At 70.9% G+C, this 17094-nt stretch carries 15 protein-coding genes and 1 tRNA gene; 6 read left to right on the top strand and 10 right to left on the bottom strand.

Annotated features, from left to right (window positions below):
- Window positions 1-171 precede the first annotated feature (171 nt).
- Entirely contained in the window at window positions 172-2976 is a 2805-nt protein-coding gene (locus Mam01_RS37865; RefSeq protein WP_239101592.1) for a glycosyl hydrolase, read from the top strand.
- 51 nt (window positions 2977-3027) lie between these two features.
- On the opposite strand, the gene Mam01_RS25135 is transcribed toward Mam01_RS37865, so the two are convergent.
- Entirely contained in the window at window positions 3028-3975 is a 948-nt protein-coding gene (locus tag Mam01_RS25135; protein WP_204287660.1) for an AraC family transcriptional regulator, read from the bottom strand.
- Between the two features lie 81 nt (window positions 3976-4056).
- On the opposite strand from Mam01_RS25135, the gene Mam01_RS25140 reads away from it, so the two are divergent.
- Both Mam01_RS25140 and Mam01_RS25145 read left to right on the top strand, forming a co-directional pair.
- Window positions 4057-4560 (top strand): anthrone oxygenase family protein, encoded by a 504-nt coding sequence (locus tag Mam01_RS25140; RefSeq protein ID WP_204287661.1) that lies wholly within the window; start codon window positions 4057-4059, stop codon window positions 4558-4560.
- Between the two features lie 327 nt (window positions 4561-4887).
- Window positions 4888-6285, top strand: coding sequence for a glycoside hydrolase family 16 protein (locus Mam01_RS25145; protein WP_239101593.1), 1398 nt, complete (start codon window positions 4888-4890; stop codon window positions 6283-6285).
- Window positions 6286-6333: 48 nt separating this feature from the next.
- Here Mam01_RS25145 and Mam01_RS25150 read toward each other — a convergent pair whose 3' ends face one another.
- Together Mam01_RS25150 and Mam01_RS25155 are read right to left on the bottom strand one after the other, a co-directional pair.
- Window positions 6334-7002 carry a hypothetical protein gene (locus tag Mam01_RS25150; protein ID WP_204287662.1) on the bottom strand — a complete coding sequence of 223 codons (669 nt, stop codon included), beginning with the start codon at window positions 7000-7002 and terminating at the stop codon, window positions 6334-6336.
- Between the two features lie 234 nt (window positions 7003-7236).
- Entirely contained in the window at window positions 7237-7830 is a 594-nt protein-coding gene (locus Mam01_RS25155) for a TetR/AcrR family transcriptional regulator (RefSeq protein WP_204287663.1), read from the bottom strand.
- An 80-nt stretch (window positions 7831-7910) separates the two neighbouring features.
- Here Mam01_RS25155 and Mam01_RS25160 point away from each other — a divergent pair, with 80 nt between their 5' ends.
- Window positions 7911-8618 carry an alpha/beta fold hydrolase gene (locus tag Mam01_RS25160; RefSeq protein ID WP_239101594.1) on the top strand — a complete coding sequence of 236 codons (708 nt, stop codon included), beginning with the start codon at window positions 7911-7913 and terminating at the stop codon, window positions 8616-8618.
- 29 nt (window positions 8619-8647) lie between these two features.
- On the opposite strand, the gene Mam01_RS25165 is transcribed toward Mam01_RS25160, so the two are convergent.
- Complete coding sequence (locus Mam01_RS25165) at window positions 8648-9037, bottom strand: response regulator transcription factor (RefSeq protein WP_225311067.1); 390 nt, start codon at window positions 9035-9037, stop codon at window positions 8648-8650.
- 128 nt (window positions 9038-9165) lie between these two features.
- On the opposite strand from Mam01_RS25165, the gene Mam01_RS25170 reads away from it, so the two are divergent.
- Window positions 9166-9240, top strand: a tRNA-Arg gene (locus Mam01_RS25170).
- A 210-nt stretch (window positions 9241-9450) separates the two neighbouring features.
- On the top strand, window positions 9451-9864 hold the full coding sequence (locus Mam01_RS25175) for an RNA-binding S4 domain-containing protein (protein ID WP_239101595.1): 414 nt from the start codon (window positions 9451-9453) through the stop codon (window positions 9862-9864).
- Window positions 9865-10036: 172 nt separating this feature from the next.
- On the opposite strand, the gene Mam01_RS25180 is transcribed toward Mam01_RS25175, so the two are convergent.
- From Mam01_RS25180 to gap, 6 genes are all read right to left on the bottom strand, one after another.
- Window positions 10037-12928, bottom strand: a complete 2892-nt coding sequence (locus tag Mam01_RS25180; protein WP_204287666.1) for a glycosyl hydrolase family 95 catalytic domain-containing protein — start codon at window positions 12926-12928, stop codon at window positions 10037-10039.
- 390 nt (window positions 12929-13318) lie between these two features.
- Window positions 13319-14014 (bottom strand): DUF305 domain-containing protein, encoded by a 696-nt coding sequence (locus Mam01_RS25185; protein ID WP_204287667.1) that lies wholly within the window; start codon window positions 14012-14014, stop codon window positions 13319-13321.
- The gene (locus tag Mam01_RS25190; protein ID WP_204287668.1) at window positions 14011-14622 is read right to left on the bottom strand and encodes a thioredoxin-like domain-containing protein; all 612 of its coding nucleotides are present in this window, start codon (window positions 14620-14622) and stop codon (window positions 14011-14013) included. The genes Mam01_RS25185 and Mam01_RS25190 overlap by 4 nt, the downstream gene beginning before the upstream one ends.
- A gap of 85 nt (window positions 14623-14707) precedes the next feature.
- Window positions 14708-15655 (bottom strand): M56 family metallopeptidase, encoded by a 948-nt coding sequence (locus Mam01_RS25195; RefSeq protein WP_204287669.1) that lies wholly within the window; start codon window positions 15653-15655, stop codon window positions 14708-14710.
- Window positions 15652-16008, bottom strand: coding sequence for a BlaI/MecI/CopY family transcriptional regulator (locus tag Mam01_RS25200; RefSeq protein WP_204287670.1), 357 nt, complete (start codon window positions 16006-16008; stop codon window positions 15652-15654). The genes Mam01_RS25195 and Mam01_RS25200 overlap by 4 nt, the downstream gene beginning before the upstream one ends.
- 57 nt (window positions 16009-16065) lie before the next feature.
- Window positions 16066-17064: a type I glyceraldehyde-3-phosphate dehydrogenase gene (gap, locus tag Mam01_RS25205; protein ID WP_204287671.1), complete on the bottom strand. Its 999-nt coding sequence runs from the start codon at window positions 17062-17064 to the stop codon at window positions 16066-16068.
- Between the last annotated feature and the right edge of the window lie 30 nt (window positions 17065-17094).

Genomic DNA, 17094 nt, shown 5'->3' on the forward strand with positions numbered 1-17094 from the left:
GAGAGAGAGCGCTCTCGCGCTCGCCGTGAAACTTTCCTTGCGCGTTGACAGCCTATTTCAGCACGCCTAGCGTCAACCACGCTGAGAGCGCTTCCAGAAGTGCTGCCGGGTCGTGCCGCCGAATCCCGGAACGCCTCCCGCAGTCGTCGAACCCCCCAGCGGAGGTCGCCCATGCCATCTCGTCCCTTCAGGACCCTCCCCCTCAGAACCCTCGGCCTCGCGGTCCTGACCGCCCTCGCCCTGTCCCTGCCCATCCTCCCCGCCACGCCCGCCGGCGCCGCCACCGTTCCCGTCGGGGCGGGCGGCTACACCACCGACCTGCCCGCAGGGGCGAGCGGGCCCGCCAACTCCGACGGCGCCCCGGTCACGCCCAAGGTCACCTCGAACGTCACCCGCAAGGTGCCCACCAACGACTGGTGGTCGTCGCTCGCCTTCCAGCGGTACGCCGGAAACCCGTACTCCGAGAACATGTACGGCCACCCGCTGGCCTTCCACGCGGTGGCCGGCGGGCTGGAGGTCAGCTATCCCACCACCCCGCTGATCAGCTCCGACGGCCGGCAGTACGAGTTCCCGCACGCCCGCGACCTCACGCTGGGCGTCACCGGCCTCAACTCGCCCGACACCCGGGTGGACGACTGGTCCGACTGGACCGTCACGCCGTACTGGTCGGACGGCGCGCGCTCGCTGAAGGCCACCATCGGGCACGGCCTGCCGTACGTCTACGCGACGCCGAGCGGCGGCGACGCCCGGGTCGCGTTCGTGGCGACGCCGACCGTCTGGGCCGACCGGGGCAACGTCCTCGGCGTCACCGTCAACGGCCACCACTACGGGATCTTCGGGCCGTCCGGCACCGACTGGAGCATCGGCGGCACGGTCGCGACCGACGCGCTCGGCGGGCGGAACTACTTCTCGGTCGCCGTGCTGCCCGACGCCTCCGCCTCGACGCTCGACCTGTTCGCCAAATACGCGTTCAGCTTCGTCACGGGTACGAAGGTGACCTGGTCGTACGACGAACCGTCGGCGCGGCTCACCACCACCTACACGGCGACCACCACGGTCAAGGAGGGCACCCAGACCGGCACGCTGCTGGCGCTCTACCGTCACCAGTGGCTGGCCACGAGCAGCCCGCTGACGTCGTACACGTACGTCTCGCCGCGCGGCACGATGAAGCTGCGCGAGGGCACGTCGTTCACCACCGCCCAGACGTTCCACGGCGTGCTGCCGTCGCTGCCCGACCTCGGCGCGTACGACAGGACGCGGCTCGGCGACTACGTCAGGCAGGAGGCGAACGCCGCCGACCCGTGGAAGGGCGCGACCGACACCTACTGGACCGGCAAGGCGCTCGGCCGCCTCGCCCAGCTCGTGCCGATCGCCGACCAGCTCGGCGACACGACCTCCCGCGACAGGCTGCTCGAGCTGCTCAAGGGCGAGCTGGAGAGCTGGTTCACCGCCGGGGGCGCCGAGCAGTTCCGTTACGACTCCACCTGGGGCGTGCTCACCGGTTACCCAGCCTCGTACGGCAGCGACACCGAGGTCAACGACCACCACTTCCACTACGGCTACTACCTGATGGCCGCCGCGACCGTGGCGAGGTACGACGCGGCCTGGGCGGCGAACTGGGCGCCGATGGCCAGGCTGCTGGCCGCCGACGCGAACAACTGGGACAGGTCGGAGACCCGGTTCCCGTTCCTGCGCAACTTCGACCCGTACGCCGGCAACGGCTGGGCGTCCGGGCACCAGGGCTTCGCGGCGGGCAACAACGAGGAGTCGTCGTCGGAGGCGATGAACTTCGCGGCCGGGGCGATCCTGCTCGGCGCGGCGACGGGCGACACGGCCCTGCGCGACCTCGGCGTCTACCTCCACACGACCCAGACGTCGGCCATCGCGCAGTACTGGTTCGACAAGGACGACGCGGTCTTCCCGGCCGGGTTCCGGCACGACACGGCGGGCATGATCTGGGGCTCCGGCGCGGCGTACTCCACCTGGTGGACCGCCAACCCCGAGGAGATCCACGGGATCAACGTGCTGCCGGTCACGGGCGGGTCGCTCTACCACGGGCTGTACCAGGCCGACGTGAAGCAGAACCTGTCGGAGATGGAGGCGAACAACGGCGGCCCGGCGGTCGAGTGGAAGGACGTCGTCTGGGAGTTCCGGGCGCTCGCCGACCCGGCCGCGGCCAAGAGCGCGTGGGACGCCGGATACACGACCCTGACGCCCGAGTCGGGGGAGTCGCTCGCGCACATCTACCACTGGATCTACAACCTGGCCAGGATGGGGGTGGTCGATCCGGGTGTGACCGCCGACAGCCCGACCGCCGCCGTGTTCGTGAACGGCTCGGCGCGGACGTACGTCGCGCACAACTTCGGCTCGTCGGCCAGGGTCGTCACGTTCTCGGACGGCAGGACGCTGACCGTCCCGGCCAGGTCCACCGCGACCAGCGCGGGCACGTCCTCCTCCCCGTCACCGTCCCCGTCCCCGTCTCCATCGCCCTCTCCTTCCCCCTCCCCGTCCCGTTCGCCGTCTCCGTCACCCTCTCCATCGCCCTCGCCGTCTCCTGGTGGGGTGGACGCGCGCTCGACCATCCAGGCCGAGGCGTACCAGGCGCAGAGCGGCACGCAGGTGGAGACGACGCAGGACTCCGGCGGCGGGCAGAACGTCGCCTACATCGGCCACGGCGACTGGCTGCGCTACGACAACGTCGACTTCGGCTCGACGGCGGCGCGGCAGTTCAGGGCGCGGGTCGCCTCCGGCGCGGCGGGCGGGGCGAGCGGCCTGGTGCAGGTGCGGCTCGACAGCCTCACCGCCGCCCCGATCGGTGACTTCGCCGTCGGCAACACCGGCGGATGGCAGGCCTGGCAGACGATCCCCGCGAACATCACGGGTGTCACCGGCAGACACACCGTCTACCTGACCTTCAGCAGCGGCCAGCCGGCCGACTTCGTCAACCTCAACTGGTTCACGTTCGCCACGTCCTGACGAACGCGGTGGGCGGCACGTCCCGGCCGGCGTGCCGCCCACCCAGGCCGGTCAACCGGCGGAGCGGCGCGGGCTCTCCCGGTATCGCTGGGGGCTCACGCCGTGTTCCCGCTTGAAGGCCGTGCTCAGCGCGAAGGCGGTGCCGTACCCCACCTGCCGGGCCACCGCCTCCAGCGTCGCGTCCGTCTCACGCAGCAGGTCGGCCGCCAGTGCCAGCCGCAGCCCGGTCAGGTAGGCCATCGGCGGCTCGCCCACCAGCCTCCCGAACCGCTGCGCCAGCGCGGCGCGGGAGACCCCCGCCCGGCCGGCCAGTTCGGCGACCGTCCAGGGGCGGGCCGGTTCGGCGTGCAGCATCCGCAGCGCGCGCCCCACCACCGGGTCGCCGTGCGCGCGGTACCACCCCGGGGGCCGCGCGTCCGGCCGGGAGAACCAGGCGCGCAGCACGCCGATCAGCAACAGGTCGAGCAGGCGGTCGAGCACCACATCCTGGCCCGGTTCGTCCCTGCCGATCTCGCGGCCGAGCAGCGTGACTAGGGAGCCGTCCCAGGAGTCGCCGGGCAGCACCAGCAGCGTGGGCAGCGCCGCCAGCAGCCGCCCGGTGACCGCGCCGCGCATCTGGTAGGTGCCGATGAGCATCACGGCCGACCCGTCCGGGTCGTTGCCCCAGTTGCGGATGCCCAGGTCCATCTCCGCCGACAGGGCGCGGCCGTCCGGCGTGGTGCAGACCTGCCCGGGGTGGATCACGACCTGCGGGGCGGTCGCCGGGTCGTCGGCGACCGTGTAGTGAGCGGGACCGCGCACGACCGCCACGTCGCCGGGCCCCACCCGTACGGCCCGGTCCTCGTCCGGGGTGATCCACGCCTCGTCGCGCACCATCGCCACCAGGCACAGCGGCGCCTCGTCCTGGATCCGGACCGACCAGGGCGGGCTCAGGGTCGCCCGCAGCAGGAAGGCCCCCCGCGCCCGGGGCCCGTCCAGAAGGTCGGCCAGCGCGTCCATGCCCAGATCGTAGACGGCCGGATATGCGGTCGAGCGTCTCGGCGATGTCGCCCGGAGCGGTCCGCCGGTTGACTGATCATCATGATTTACCTTCCGGCCGCCGCCTCCGCCGCCCTCTCCATGCTCATGACCGCCGGGATGGCGGGCACCTTCTTCGGGTTCTCGGCCGGTGTCATGCCGGGCCTGAACGCGGCGGGGGCCTCCTCGGCGATCGACGCGATGAACGCCGTCAACGTCAGGATCCAGAACCCGGTGTTCCTGGCGGCGTTCGTCCTCGCCCCGGTCGTCACCGCCGGGACGGGCGCCCTGCTGCTGTCCCGCTCCGGCTCCGGCGCGGCGTGGCCCTTCTTCGCGGCGGCCGCAGTGTACGCCGTGGGCGTGATCCTGCCGACGGCCGCGGTGAACGTGCCGATGAACGACGCCCTCGCCGCCGTGGTGGTCCACGGCGACCCGGTGGAGGCGGCCAAAATCTGGTCGGACTACTCGCCCCGGTGGACCGCCTGGAACACCGGGCGGGCCGCGGCGGGCGCGGTCAGCCTGCTGCTGATGGGGTACGGCGTCTACCGCTGGGGCCGGGGCTCCTGACAGGGCCCGCTCCCGTTCGTCACAGCACCGCTCGTGCCAACAGAGAGCGCTCTCGCTTGTCAGCTTTATGCGAGCCTTAAACGCAAGAGAACGCTCTCTCAGATTTCACAGATCCTCTTGACGCGAGTGAGATTCAAAGGGGAAAGTGGCGCTCAAGTGGTCCGCGGTTCGCGGTGCGCGGGCCCTCACGGCTCCTCGCCGGACGCCGCCGTCCGGCCGTAAAGGACGTGCACTGCGCAGACGTGCGGATGTGCCGTCTCCGCCCGTGAGGCCGCCCGCACCCCCCATCCCCTCGCCGCGACGACCGGACCGAGGAGAGAGGTACTCATGCGTGTGCTCCACTCCCCATGGCGGCGCTCGATGGTGGCGCTGCTCGCCGCCACCGCCGCGGTCGCGGCCCTCGCCGTACGGCCCGCCGACGCGTCGGTGCCCGCGACGCCGTCCGGCTGGTCGCTCGTCTGGTCCGACGACTTCAACGGGTCGTCGGGATCGCTGCCGTCGTCCAGCAACTGGATCATCGACACCGGCCACGCGTACCCCGGAGGCCCGGGCAACTGGGGGACGGGCGAGATCCAGAACTACACGGCCGACCCGGCGAACCTCAGCCTGGACGGCGGCGGCAACCTGCGCATCACCCCGATCGGCAGCGGCTCGAACTGGACCTCCGCCCGCATCGAGACGCGCCGCTCGGACTTCAAGCCCGCCGACGGGCGCGTCCTGCGGATCGAGGGCCGCATCCAGATGCCGAACGTCACCGGCAACGCCGCCCTCGGCTACTGGCCCGCGTTCTGGGCGCTGGGCTCGCCGTACCGCGGCAACTACCAGAACTGGCCGTCCATCGGCGAGCTCGACATCATGGAGAACGTCAACGGCCTCAACTCCGTCTGGGGCACCCTCCACTGCGGCGTGAACCCCGGCGGGCCGTGCAACGAGACCAACGGCCTCGGCACCAGCCGGGCGTGCCCCGGCTCGTCCTGCCAGTCGGCGTTCCACACCTACCGCTTCGAGTGGGACCGCAGCGTCAGCCCCAACCAACTGCGGTGGTACGTCGACGGCCAGCAGTTCTTCAGCGTCAGCCAGAGCCAGCTCGACGCGACGACCTGGTCGAACATGACGTCCCACGCGGGCTACTTCCTGCTGCTCAACGTGGCCATCGGCGGCGGGTTCCCCAACGGGGTCGCCGGATTCTCCACGCCGACCTCGGCCACCGTCTCCGGGCGGCCGATGCTGGTCGACTACGTCGCGGTCTGGCAGAGCGGCGGCGGGAGCAACCCGTCGCCGTCGGCCACCCCGAGCAACCCGCCGGGCGGCGTGGACGCCCGTTCCACCATCCAGGCCGAGGCGTACCAGGCGCAGAGCGGCACACAGCTTGAGACGACGCAGGACTCCGGCGGCGGGCAGAACGTCGCCTACATCGGTAACGGCGACTGGCTGCGCTACGACAAGGTGAACTTCGGCTCGACGGCGGCGCGGCAGTTCAGGGCGCGGGTCGCCTCCGGCGCGGCGGCCGGCGTGAGCGGCCTGATCCAGGTGCGGCTCGACAGCCCGACGGCCACCCCGATCGGCGACTTCGCGGTCGGCAACACCGGCGGGTGGCAGAGCTGGCAGACCATCCCGGCCAACATCGCGGGCGTCACCGGCACGCACACGCTCTACATCACCTTCAGCAGCGGCCAGCCGGCCGACTTCGTCAACCTCAACTGGTTCACGTTCGCCACGTCCTGACCGGTGCGGGCGGGGACCCTGCGAGGGCCCCCGCCCGTGCTCGCGTCGTCATTCGGTGGGCGTGACGGTTCCGGGTGACTCCGTCTCGGTGGGTGTGGCGGGAGCCGAGCCACCGGGCGACTGCTCCGGCGCCTCTCCCGGAGCGCCGGGAGCACCGGGAGCGCCGGGCGGGGACGGCGCGCCCGGGCCGCCTCCGGCATGACCCGGCAGCGGCGGCCGGCTGGCGTCCGCGATCAGGACCGCACGCGGACTGTCCCCGGGCGTGCCGATCACCCACACCTGGTCGCCCTGCTGGATGCCCGGTAAGCCCTTGTAGTCGGCGACGATCCTGGTCGACTCGTCCACGGCGTAGGCCCGTCCGTCGACGGAGATGGAATCGCTCCGCACCGAGTCCACGGCGCCCGTCTGGCTGGTGAAGGTCTGGTAGTCGCCCTGGCCGGGCCGCCCGGGCTGCGGCTGCCCCTGCTGGAGCAGGGCGAGCTCCGTCAGCCCGAACTGGGCCGGATTGAACTTGATCGGGCCGGGCTGCTCCTTGGGCTGCTGAGCCTGTACGGCGCGGGACGGCGTGTGGTCGCTCGGAGCGTTGGCCGCGGCGAGGCCGGCGCCGGTGGCGAGCGTGAGCGCCGCGGCGACTCCGAGGAGAAGACGAGGCCGTTTTCCTCGCGGTGGCGTCGGTGGCTTCTCCTCCGCGTTCCCGCGGAATTCGGGACTGGTCATCGGTACTGCTCCCTCTGCTCGGCCATCAGCAGCCGCAGGCCACGCGCGTATGGGCGCGGCGCGGGTACGAGGTGGCCGGCGTGGCTTGGATGTACGCGGACATGGGCGGCTGTGCCCGTGGTGAAAGGTGGAAGTGGCCGGCGTCCCGGCGTATGCGCACGCACGGCGGCGTACGAGGTTCGGCCCGAAGGGCCGCCCGGCACGATATGGCCGGGCCGCCCGCGATCCGTCCGGTCAGCCGCCGGTCTGCGCCGGTCGGCCCGCCCTCGGATCCCCTCGCCGCCCTACCCCATCGAGTACGGCGGTCACCGCGTGATCGGTAAAGCCCTCGTCCAGAGGCAATTGCCGGAATACGACCCGCAGCCAGACGGCCCCGGCGAGCATGTCCATGATCAGCATCGGGTCGGCGGACGCGTCCAACTCGCCGCGCTCGCGGGCCCGTTCGAACATCGGGAGTTCACGGGCGAAGCGGTCGGCGAAGAAGCCCTTGACCGCGGCGGCGAGATCGGGGTTGCCGGCGGCGGCGCCCAGCGCGGCGACGGCGATGTCCGCCGCCGGGGGAGTGGTCAGCAGGCGCGCCAGGCCGCGCAGCAGAGCCCGGAGATCACCCCGGAGGCTGCCGGTGTCGGGCACCTCGAAGTCGAGTGCCCGCGCCTCCACCAGCGCGGTGCCGAGCAGCGCGGCCTTGGACGGCCACCACCGGTAGATCGTCGTCTTGTTGACCCCCGACCGTTCGGCCACACCCTCGATGGTCAGGCCCTCGTAGCCCCTCTCCGCCAGCAGCCGAAGCGCGGCGTTCAGGATCTCGTCCTTCTTGCGTGGGGCCACCCCGGAAGCCTACTGCAACGCACCGTTGTGTTTGAATGCTTCTGCAACGCAACGTCGCGTTGCGTTTTAGGAGGTGTGTCGTGACCCTGCCGGTCGTCTTCGTCCATGGAATTCGGCTCAGCGGCACCATGTGGTCGCCCGTACGGGCGCTGCTGCGGGTGCCGTCCGCCGCTCCCGACCTGCCGGGACACGGCGTTCGCCGCGGCCTGCCGTACGACACCGAGGGCGCCTGCGACGTCGTGGCGGAGGCGATCGCCGGCCTGGGCGGCCGGGCGCTGGTGGTGGGGCTGTCCCTCGGCGGTTACGTCGGTATCACCACCGCCGCGCGGCATCCGGATCTCGTCGCGGGGCTGGTCGCGATGGGCTGTACGGCCCGGCCGGGCGGGGCCAGGGCGCAGGCCTACCGGGTCGTCGGCCGCCTGGCCGCCCGCGATCCGGAGTTCGCGAACCGGGTGAGCCGCTTCGCGCTGCGCCACATGCTGCCGGGGCCCACCGGCGAGGCCATGATCGAGGGCGGGCTGAGCTGCGAGGTCGTGCCGGCCGTCGTCGAGGCGGTCGCGAAGGAGGATCCGATCGCCTCGCTGGCGGGCTATCCCGGGCGGGTCTGGCTGGTCAACGGCGCCCGGGACCCCTTCCGGGCGGACGAACGGGAGTTCCTCCGGGCCTGCGCCGACGGCAGCCTCACGCACGTAAGGGGTCGCGGGCATCTGACCGTGCTCGCCGATCCCGGCCGGGTGGCCCGCTTCGTAGAGGAGGCGGCCCGGCAGGCGTCCCCGTGCCCGGCCTGATCAGCCCCGCGCCGTACGTCCCGCTCGGGTCAGAGCGGCCTGGGGCTTCCGACGAGGTCCCGTACGGTCTGGATCAGCTCAGCCGGGTCGAACGGCTTGGTGAGATAGGCGTGCACGCCGATGTCGTACCCCCGCCTGCGGTCGTCCTCCTGGGCGCGGGCCGTGATCAGCATGACCTTGATGTGCTGGGTGTCCGGATCCTGGCGAAGCCTCGTCGCCGTCTCCCAGCCGTCCATGCGCGGCATCATCACGTCGAGCGTGATCACGTCGGGAGCGACGTCGCGCACCCGGTCCAGGCAGTCCTGCCCGTCGTACGCCGTCTCGACCTCGAACCCCTCAAGGGTCAAATTGACCGCGATGAGCTGCCGGATGACCTCGTCGTCATCCACCACCAGCACGCGTCCCAGAAGCTCACCCACGGGCGCCAAGTTAGCCAATGAGGAGGGGTGGGCGTGCGGTTTTCGCTGATCCGCCCGCCTCGGCCTCGGGACGGCCGTATTGATGTGACGAACGGCCCCCAAGTGCTGGTAGCCTTGTTCCCGGTTGAGCCCCCTTAGCTCAGGGGATAGAGCACCGGCCTCCGGAGCCGGGAGCGCAAGTTCGAATCTTGCAGGGGGCACCAGATCAAGACCAGTTCACATGTCGTGTGAGCTGGTCTTTTTCATGACGTACGACCTGTCGCGATGCTGCATTGCGACGGTGTCGGATGTCCGGCGACGGGGTCCGCGGGCAACGCGCGGGCAATGGAGCCGCTCACGGAAGTCCTGGTCGATCTCGTCGTGACCGCCGGCTCGCACGCCCTGCTGCGCGCCGCTCTCAGTACAGTGGCGGGGTGTCGGGTGAGCAGGTGGGCGCGCGGGTGGACATCTGGATCTGGTCGGTACGGCTGACCAGGACTCGTTCGATCGCGTCCGACGCCTGCCGGGGCGGTCATGTCCGGGTCAACGGGGTGCGGGTCAAGCCCGCGCACGTCGTCCGGGTGGGTGACGAGGTCCGTCTGCGGCACGAGGGGCGCGAACGCATCGTGGTCGTCTCCCGCGTCATCACCAAGCGTGTCGGCGCCGTCGTGGCCGCCGAGTGCTACGTCGACAAGAGCCCTCCGCCTCCTCCGCGCGAGGAGGCGGTGACGGTGGCCGTACGGGCCCGTGGCGCGGGACGTCCCACCAAGCGCGAGCGCCGCAGCATCGACAAGCTGCTCGGGCGCCCGGCGGTGGAAGCCCGGGACCGCCAGGCGCACCCGGAGTGAACGGGCACGTTCTCCGGTCAGGGCGAACGACAGATGATCGGGCGGGCCTCCAACGTCACGGAGTCCCGCCCGTTCTCATCGGCGCTCGCTGGCTGTGGGCCGATCGTGGACCACGACAGAGATTCCGGCCTGGCCGTGGAAAGCTCGGGGGAGCGCGGCCGGGTCCCTCGTGTCACACGGTGACGACCTGCCATTCCTGGTTGACGCCGCCGTTGCCGGTCCATTGGATGACCCGGGCGCCGTCGGCTGTGGAGCCCCCTTCGACGTCCGCGCACAGTCCGTTGCCGACGTTGACGAGCCGGTAGTAGCCGCTCGTTGCGGCGGAGACGAGTTTCCACCGCTGGTTCGCGCCGTTGGTGTCGGTCGTCTGGACGAGGGCGGTGCCCTGGGTGGCGTTCGGGCTGGTGAGGGCCTTGCCGCTGCCGACGCTGATCAGCCGGAACGAGCCGTCGGAGTTCTGCGTCATCCGCCACTGCTGGTTGGCCCCGCCCGTCCAGGGCCACTGGACGACGGTCGCGCCGTCGGCGGTGGAGCCGCCGTAGACGTCCAGCACCTTGCCGCTGTTGCGGTTGACCAGGCGGACGACGCCGGTGGACGGGCCGCCGGCGCCCAGTTCGACGGTGATCTGGGTCGTCGTACCCGCGGTCAGTGACACCTGCCGGGCATGGCCGCCCAACGGCGAGCCGGCGACGCCCGCGCTGGTGGTCACGGAGGCGATCCCACGCCGGACGATGAGCGTCACGGTCTGGGTGACGTCGGAGACGACGGTGGCGGTGACGGTCCGGGCGCCGATGTCCCAGGTGAGCGAGTCGATCCGGACGCGGTTGCGGCCGCGTACGCCGGTGATCGCGCCCTTGGCGAGCTGGTCGGGCAGCGCGGGCAGCAACTCCAGGACGCCGGGCCTGGTGTAGACCAACGCCTCGGCGAGAATCGCGGGCAGCGAGTTGGCGGCGTCGGCGTTGTAGATCGACAGGTTCGGGTTGTGCGAGGTCATCAACGACCGGAAGACCATGTTGTTGCCCAGGATCTTCCGCAGGTTGCCGTACACGCCGGCGCCGTCCTTGAGCCGGGCTCGGGCGAGGCTGCGGTGGATGGCGCCGTGGGCCTCCCCTCCCTCGTCCCCCCGCAGATCCAGGGCGCGGCTCGCGTAGCGGATCAGGTCGGGCCTGTCCTCGGGGTTGATCTCGTGCAGCGGCCAAATCGGATACATGTGCTGCACGTGCCGGTGGTTGTACCGGTCGGACAGGCTGGGCCACGACCATTCCGCGAGCGCCCCGTCGCCGTTGATCCGATAGTCGGGCATCTTGGCCAGCAGGGCGGTCCAGCGTTGTACGCCCTGGCCTGAGCCCTGCTCGGTGCCGAGGAAGTTGGCGGCGTCGATGGCGGCCTGCAGCGCGTGCTTGCCCGCGGCGATCTCCCCGGTCGCGTTGATCGACAGTTGCCTGCCCGTGTTGCCCGGGCTGTTCTCCATGGAGAAGCACGGTACGAAGACGACCTTGCCGCCCGCGTCGGTGCGGGTGAGGAAGTCTTCGTAGAACAGCGCGAGCTCGATCAGGACCGGGGCGAGCTTGGTGCGGTAGAAGGTGGTGTCACCGCTGACCTGGTAGTACTCGAGCAGGGGATAGAGCAGCCAGTCGGCGCCGCCGATCCAGGTGTGGCCGGGGAACCCGCCGTCGAAGTGCAGCATCTTGCCGTACTCGCCGTCCGTACGGGAGGGAGCGAGCAGGCCGCGGGTGCCGTAGAGGTTTCTGGCGTTGGTGCGCCAGTCGTTGATCTGGCCGAGGATCAGGGCGAAGTAACCGTCCATGGCTTCGGTGAGGGACAGGATGTTGCCGGCGGCGACCTGGAAGTTGACGTTGGCGTCGGTGGTGAAGTCGCCGGCCCATGCCGCGTCCCAAGCGCCCGTCCACAGGCCGGTGAGCCGCGGCGGCAGGACGCCGCTGGAGCTGAGGAACAGGTAACGGCCGGAGTCGTACATCCGCTCCAGCAACGCGAGGTCGATGACGTTGCGGTTGGAGTTCTGCCGGGCGATCAGCTCACCGGTCGACAGTTGCCGATCGGCGGCGCTGACGTTCAGGTCGAGGCGTGAACGGTCGTACAGCGGGGTGTGCAGGGCGGTGTGCCGCGCGAGCAGCGCCGCGTAGTCGGCGCTCAGCGCGGCCAGCGCCGTGTGCAGGGGTTTGGCGTCCCACGCGGTGGACGATTCGTAGCGGTCGAGTTTGGTCAGCAGCACGAGTTTCGTCGCCGCGGCCACGACGATGGTCGACCCGCTCACCCGCACCGAGCCGCCGGTCGCGACCACCCGGGTGACGCCCTCGTAGCCGAACGCCCCCTGCCCGGCGGGGTAGGTGCCCCGCAGGTTCAGGTAACCGTCACCGTTGGCGACCGTGGCCAGGGTGGTGAAGCCGACGGACCCCGGCACGCCGCTCAGGGCCGTGTTGACGCTCAGCGTGGTGTCGATCGTCCGGCCCGGCGCGGCCGTGAGTTCGTGGACGATGACCCGGTCGGCCCGGGAGGCGAAAGCCCGGCGCGTCCACGCACCGTAGCTGTCGGTCCACGTCGAGGTGACCTCCCCGCTCCGGAAATCGGTGATCCGGGCGTAGTTGCCGACGGTTGTCATCCCCGGGGTGCTGATCCGCAGCTCGTAGCCCGGATGGAAGGTCTGGGTCCAGCGCAGCGACCAACCGGAGGTGAAGTCACTGGTGGCGCCGTTGAAGTCACCGGCGAGCGCCTTGTCCCTGACCCCCGCCAACCGCCCGGACAGCACCGGCGGGGTCAGGTTGCGGGTGCCGTTGGGCAGCACGAACCGATGATGCGTGAAGACGACCTTCTCCAGAGTGGGCGCGCCGTAGAGCATGGCCCCGTACTCGCCGTTGCCGGTCAGGAAGGCGTCGGTCCAGTTGGCGGCGGCGGCCGTGTCGTAGATGCCGCGTTGCGGCAGCGTCACCTGCGGTGGTACGGCCGCGGCCGCCCGGCCAGAGAAGATCGTCGAAGGAAGCGCGGCGGCGCCGACGGTCGCCGCCGTGGTGGCGATGAAGCGTCGACGGTTGAGCGGCATGTTCATCGAAGCTCCTGGTGGCGAGTCGGGGAGACGGTCGCGGCCGAGCACCGCCCGTGCCGCCACGGCTGGTCCATCGCCTGGTCCATCGCCGTGGTACGGCCGCCGTTCGAGAGGTCACCCGGGCCTGTGGTCAAAAGGTGCCTCCGGGGGGGGGGAGAACCGATTCGATAGCGCGGAGACATCCCATGTATAGGACGCGTGGCCGCAACGTATGACGTCTTATGTGACCCGTCAAGGAATGATCGTAGAAGCCGCATACCCCGGTCTCGAGTCCCAGGACGGCTGACGACTCTCCCGCGAACTACCTGAAATTTTCATCGGGAGGACGGCCGGGCGCGGGCGACTCGGCACGGGTGCGCCTACCGTCGGCCGGATCCTTCCTCCGTCGTGGGCTCAGCCGTGTCCGCCGGGATTCATCCCATCTCTGGCGAGCGATGCTTCTGCATCCTCACCAGGAGATTCTCGCGACGAGGCCGTCGTGCGAGACGCGTCCCTCGTCGACAGCATCCGTTCCATCGACGAGATCTCTCCTTGTTGAGCGGCGACGATCGCCTCTGCAAGCCGCCGGACGCGCTCGTCGCCGCTCGACCGCAGGGCGGCGCGCGCCATGTCCACGCCACCCTTGTGATGGGCGATCATCAGGCGGAGGAACAGCGCCTCCGCCTCACGACCCTGGGCCTCCGCCAACTGCTTCAGCTGATTGGAGGTGCCCATGCCCGGCATCGAGGTGACCGTGTGGCCCATGGAGCCGTGCCCCGTCCGCGTCCATGCCATCGGAGGAGCCAGGGAGGTCTGCGGCAGCCCCCACATGTCGAGCCAGGCGAACATCTGGCCGATCTGCTGCTGCTGGGTCAGTGCGATGTCATAGGCGAGAGTCCTCACCTCCGCGTCCGTGGTGCGGTCGCGCACGATCAACGCCATGCGTACGGCCTGGGCATGGTGGGTCTGCATGTCCCTGGCGAATCCGGCTTCGGGGGAGTCGTCGGCCGGAGCCTGGCGAGAGAGGGCCGCTCCGGCCAGGACGACCACCACGACGGCGATGCCGATGACGGCCAGGGCCCGCGGGCCCAGGCGTCCGGACAAGGTCATACGGCGGGCTCTCCCGTTCCTCCGTCGCACGGTGCGCCCGGCTCGGGGGCCTCGGGGCTCTTCGCGTGGGCGCGGATGAAGCGCGCGAGTCTGGGGTCGTCCGGGCCGTCCAGCGCGAGTTGCCTGCCCCACGCGCTCGCGACGACCGCGGGCTTCTGGCCGGTGAACGGGGAGAGGACCACGTACTCCCGGCCGGCGACGAGGTCGCGGAGTTTCCGCCGGTCCTCGTCTGGGAGGGCGGGCGAGTGGGTGATCCAGACGGCGCCGTGCTCCTGGGCGTGCACCACGTTCTCGGTGCGGACCGGCTGGTCGTAGATGCCGCAGTTGATCCAGGTCGGGTCGTGGTCGCCGCCGACCGGAGGGGACTGCGGGTAGGTGACAGCCTCGGTCGTGTGATTGCGGTTCTTGACCGCGTAGGTGCGGACGGCGTCGAGCGACGTCTTGTTCCTCTCCCGGAGGAACAGGACTCCACTGGCTACGGCGATCCCGCTCACGAGAAGGGCCGACGTGCCGACCACGGTGATCCTCCGCAACCGCTCGGCCTTCCGCTGCCGGGCCTGCAGTTGTGAGAGGCGCTCTTTCCTGCTCGCCTGCTCCGCACCGGTCATGGGCTGCTCCCATCGCCTATCTTCTACGACGGGTAGAACTTCTACACGAAGTAGAATATGGCTGCCGTAAATCCGGGACCACGAGTCACGCGGGCCGGATGACCACGCACAACAACGGCGAGACCAGCACGGCCAGGGGTCCGACGAGGAGCAGACCGGCGATCGAGTAGGCGACGGCGGGGATCCACCGCGGCCGCTCGTCCGCCCTGCCGAGAAGCCGCTCCAGACGGTGGACGACCCCGGTGTCGGCCAGAGCGGGCATGTCGTCCGCGGAGGAGCCCGTTCGCGGCGTGGCCATGCGTACCAGCGCGCGAGCCAGTGGCAGCTCTCCATGCACCCGGCGGGCCTGGTCGTCCGCGAGCATCTCCAGCAGGACGGGAACGGCCTGCCGGGCGGTCCGTGCCGCCGCGAGCCAGGGAAAGGCCTCGGCCAGAGCGACGAACGGCAGCAGGATCAGATCGTGCCTGCCCCGGGCGTGCGCTCGTTCGTGGCCGAGGACGGCCCGCAGCTCCTGCCTGTTCAGCAGGTCGAGCGTGCCCTGACTGAGCACGACCCGGACCCGCCGCCCGGGAACGCAGTACGCGATCGGTTCCGCGGTGGGCAGGATGTAGGCGTCGTGGTCGGCGGCGTGATCGGCCACGAGGTCCACCAGCAGACGCTGCCGTCGCTGCTCCGCGACCGTCCTCACGGTCACCCGGACGGTGTGCGCGAGCAGCCAGGCAAGCACGCCCAGCGACCAGGCGAGGGCGACGAGCGGGGCCGGGCCGAGCCCGGTCAGCCCGGGCCCGGCGAGGACGCGACCGACGAGGGTGTGCATCCCGTGGGGGAAGACCGCGGCCACCGGCGCGACCGAGGCGACCAGCCCCAGCCCCACCGCTCCGAGCCCGCCGGCCAGGCCGATCGCCTGCCACAGCACCAGGGCGGCTCTGGGGCATCGGCGGGTCCACCTCGCCGTGGCGAGCCGCGCGGAGACCCGCCCGCCGAACACGACGGGCGTCAACGCGAGGCCTGCCGCGAGCAGCCACAGGCTCACCGGGCAGCCTCGTCTCGCCCGTCGAGCGCCTCGCGGAGGGCCGCGGCCACCTCAGGGGAGACCGTGCCGACGAACCGGCTCACGGCGGCCTCCACGTCACCGGCCTCGTCGAGGGCGGCGCGCATGGTCTCGGCCACGAACGTGTCCCTGTCCGCGCCGGCCCTGTACAGGTGTGCCCGTCCCTGTCGCTCCCGTGAGACCAGACCCTTGCGGGAGAGCCGTACGAGAACGGTCAGCACCGTGGTGACCGCCGGCCGGGAGGCGAGACCGTCGGCGAGATCCTGGGCGAACATCCCCTCCGGATGGTTCCACAGGGCCTCCATGACCGATCGCTCCAGGTTGCCGAGTCGCACGGTCCCGCCTCTCCTTCACCTCGATGACTCTCTACAGAGAGTAGAAGGTGAACGGGCTCAGTCGCGGGTGAGCAGCTCCAGGGTGTCGACGACGCGGTTCGAGAAGCCCCACTCGTTGTCGTACCAGGCCACCACCTTGACGTGCCTGCCATCGACGCGGGTGAGGGCGGCGTCGAAGATCGCCGACGCGGGCTGGCCGGTGATGTCGCTGGAGACCAGCGGCTCGTCGGCGTAGTCGAGGATGCCCTTGAGCCTGCCGTCGGCGGCGGCGCGGTAGGCCGCGAGCACCTCGTCCCGCGTCACCTCGCGGGAGACGGCGGTGTTCAGCTCCACGATCGAACCCACCGGGACCGGCACGCGGATCGCGTCGCCCGACAGCTTGCCGTCGAGGTTCGGCAGCACCTGGCCGATGGCCTTGGCGGCCCCCGTGGTGGTGGGCACGATGTTCACGCCGGCCGCGCGGGCGCGCCTCAGGTCGCGGTGCGGGCCGTCCTGCAGGTTCTGCTCCTGGGTGTAGGCGTGCACCGTGGTCATGAAGCCGTGCTCGATGCCGGCCAGGTCGTCGAGCACGGACGCCAGCGGTGCCAGCGCGTTCGTGGTGCACGAGGCGTTCGAGACGATCACGTGCCTGGCGGGGTCGTACGCCTCGGTGTTCACGCCGTAGGCGAGCGTGACGTCGGCGCCGTCGGAGGGGGCGCTCACCAGCACGCGCCGGGCGCCCGCGTCGATGTGCGCGCGGGCGGCACGCGCCGCGGTGAAGCGGCCGGTGGACTCGAGCACGATGCCCACGCCGAGCTCGGCCCAGGGCAGCTTGGCCGGCTCGCGTTCGGCGAGCACCTGGATGCGGCGGCCGCCGACCACGAGCTCGGCGCCGTCGACCTCGACGGGAAGGCCGAGGCGGCCGAGCGCGCTGTCGTACTTGAGCAGGTGCGCGAGGGTCTCCGGGGCGGTGAGGTCGTTGACGGCGACCACTTCGAGGTCGGTGTCACGTTCGAGCAGGGCGCGGAGGGTGTTGCGTCCGATGCGGCCGAATCCGTTGACGGCGATGCGAGTCATGGGCGTTCCTTTCGTTCCGCGCTCCATGAT

It is taken from the genome of Microbispora amethystogenes, from assembly GCF_016863015.1.
GTDB classification, from domain to species: Bacteria; Actinomycetota; Actinomycetes; order Streptosporangiales; family Streptosporangiaceae; genus Microbispora; species Microbispora amethystogenes.

Coding starts and splice junctions, on each gene's coding strand:
- gap (WP_204287671.1), bottom strand. CDS start 17,064: ATGACTCGCATCGCCGTCAACGGATTCGGCCGCATCGGACGCAACACC.
- Mam01_RS37865 (WP_239101592.1), top strand. CDS start 172: ATGCCATCTCGTCCCTTCAGGACCCTCCCCCTCAGAACCCTCGGCCTC.
- Mam01_RS25150 (WP_204287662.1), bottom strand. CDS start 7,002: ATGACCAGTCCCGAATTCCGCGGGAACGCGGAGGAGAAGCCACCGACG.
- Mam01_RS25190 (WP_204287668.1), bottom strand. CDS start 14,622: ATGACCGGTGCGGAGCAGGCGAGCAGGAAAGAGCGCCTCTCACAACTG.
- Mam01_RS25185 (WP_204287667.1), bottom strand. CDS start 14,014: ATGACCTTGTCCGGACGCCTGGGCCCGCGGGCCCTGGCCGTCATCGGC.
- Mam01_RS25135 (WP_204287660.1), bottom strand. CDS start 3,975: ATGGACGCGCTGGCCGACCTTCTGGACGGGCCCCGGGCGCGGGGGGCC.
- Mam01_RS25140 (WP_204287661.1), top strand. CDS start 4,057: ATGATTTACCTTCCGGCCGCCGCCTCCGCCGCCCTCTCCATGCTCATG.
- Mam01_RS25180 (WP_204287666.1), bottom strand. CDS start 12,928: ATGAACATGCCGCTCAACCGTCGACGCTTCATCGCCACCACGGCGGCG.
- Mam01_RS25145 (WP_239101593.1), top strand. CDS start 4,888: ATGCGTGTGCTCCACTCCCCATGGCGGCGCTCGATGGTGGCGCTGCTC.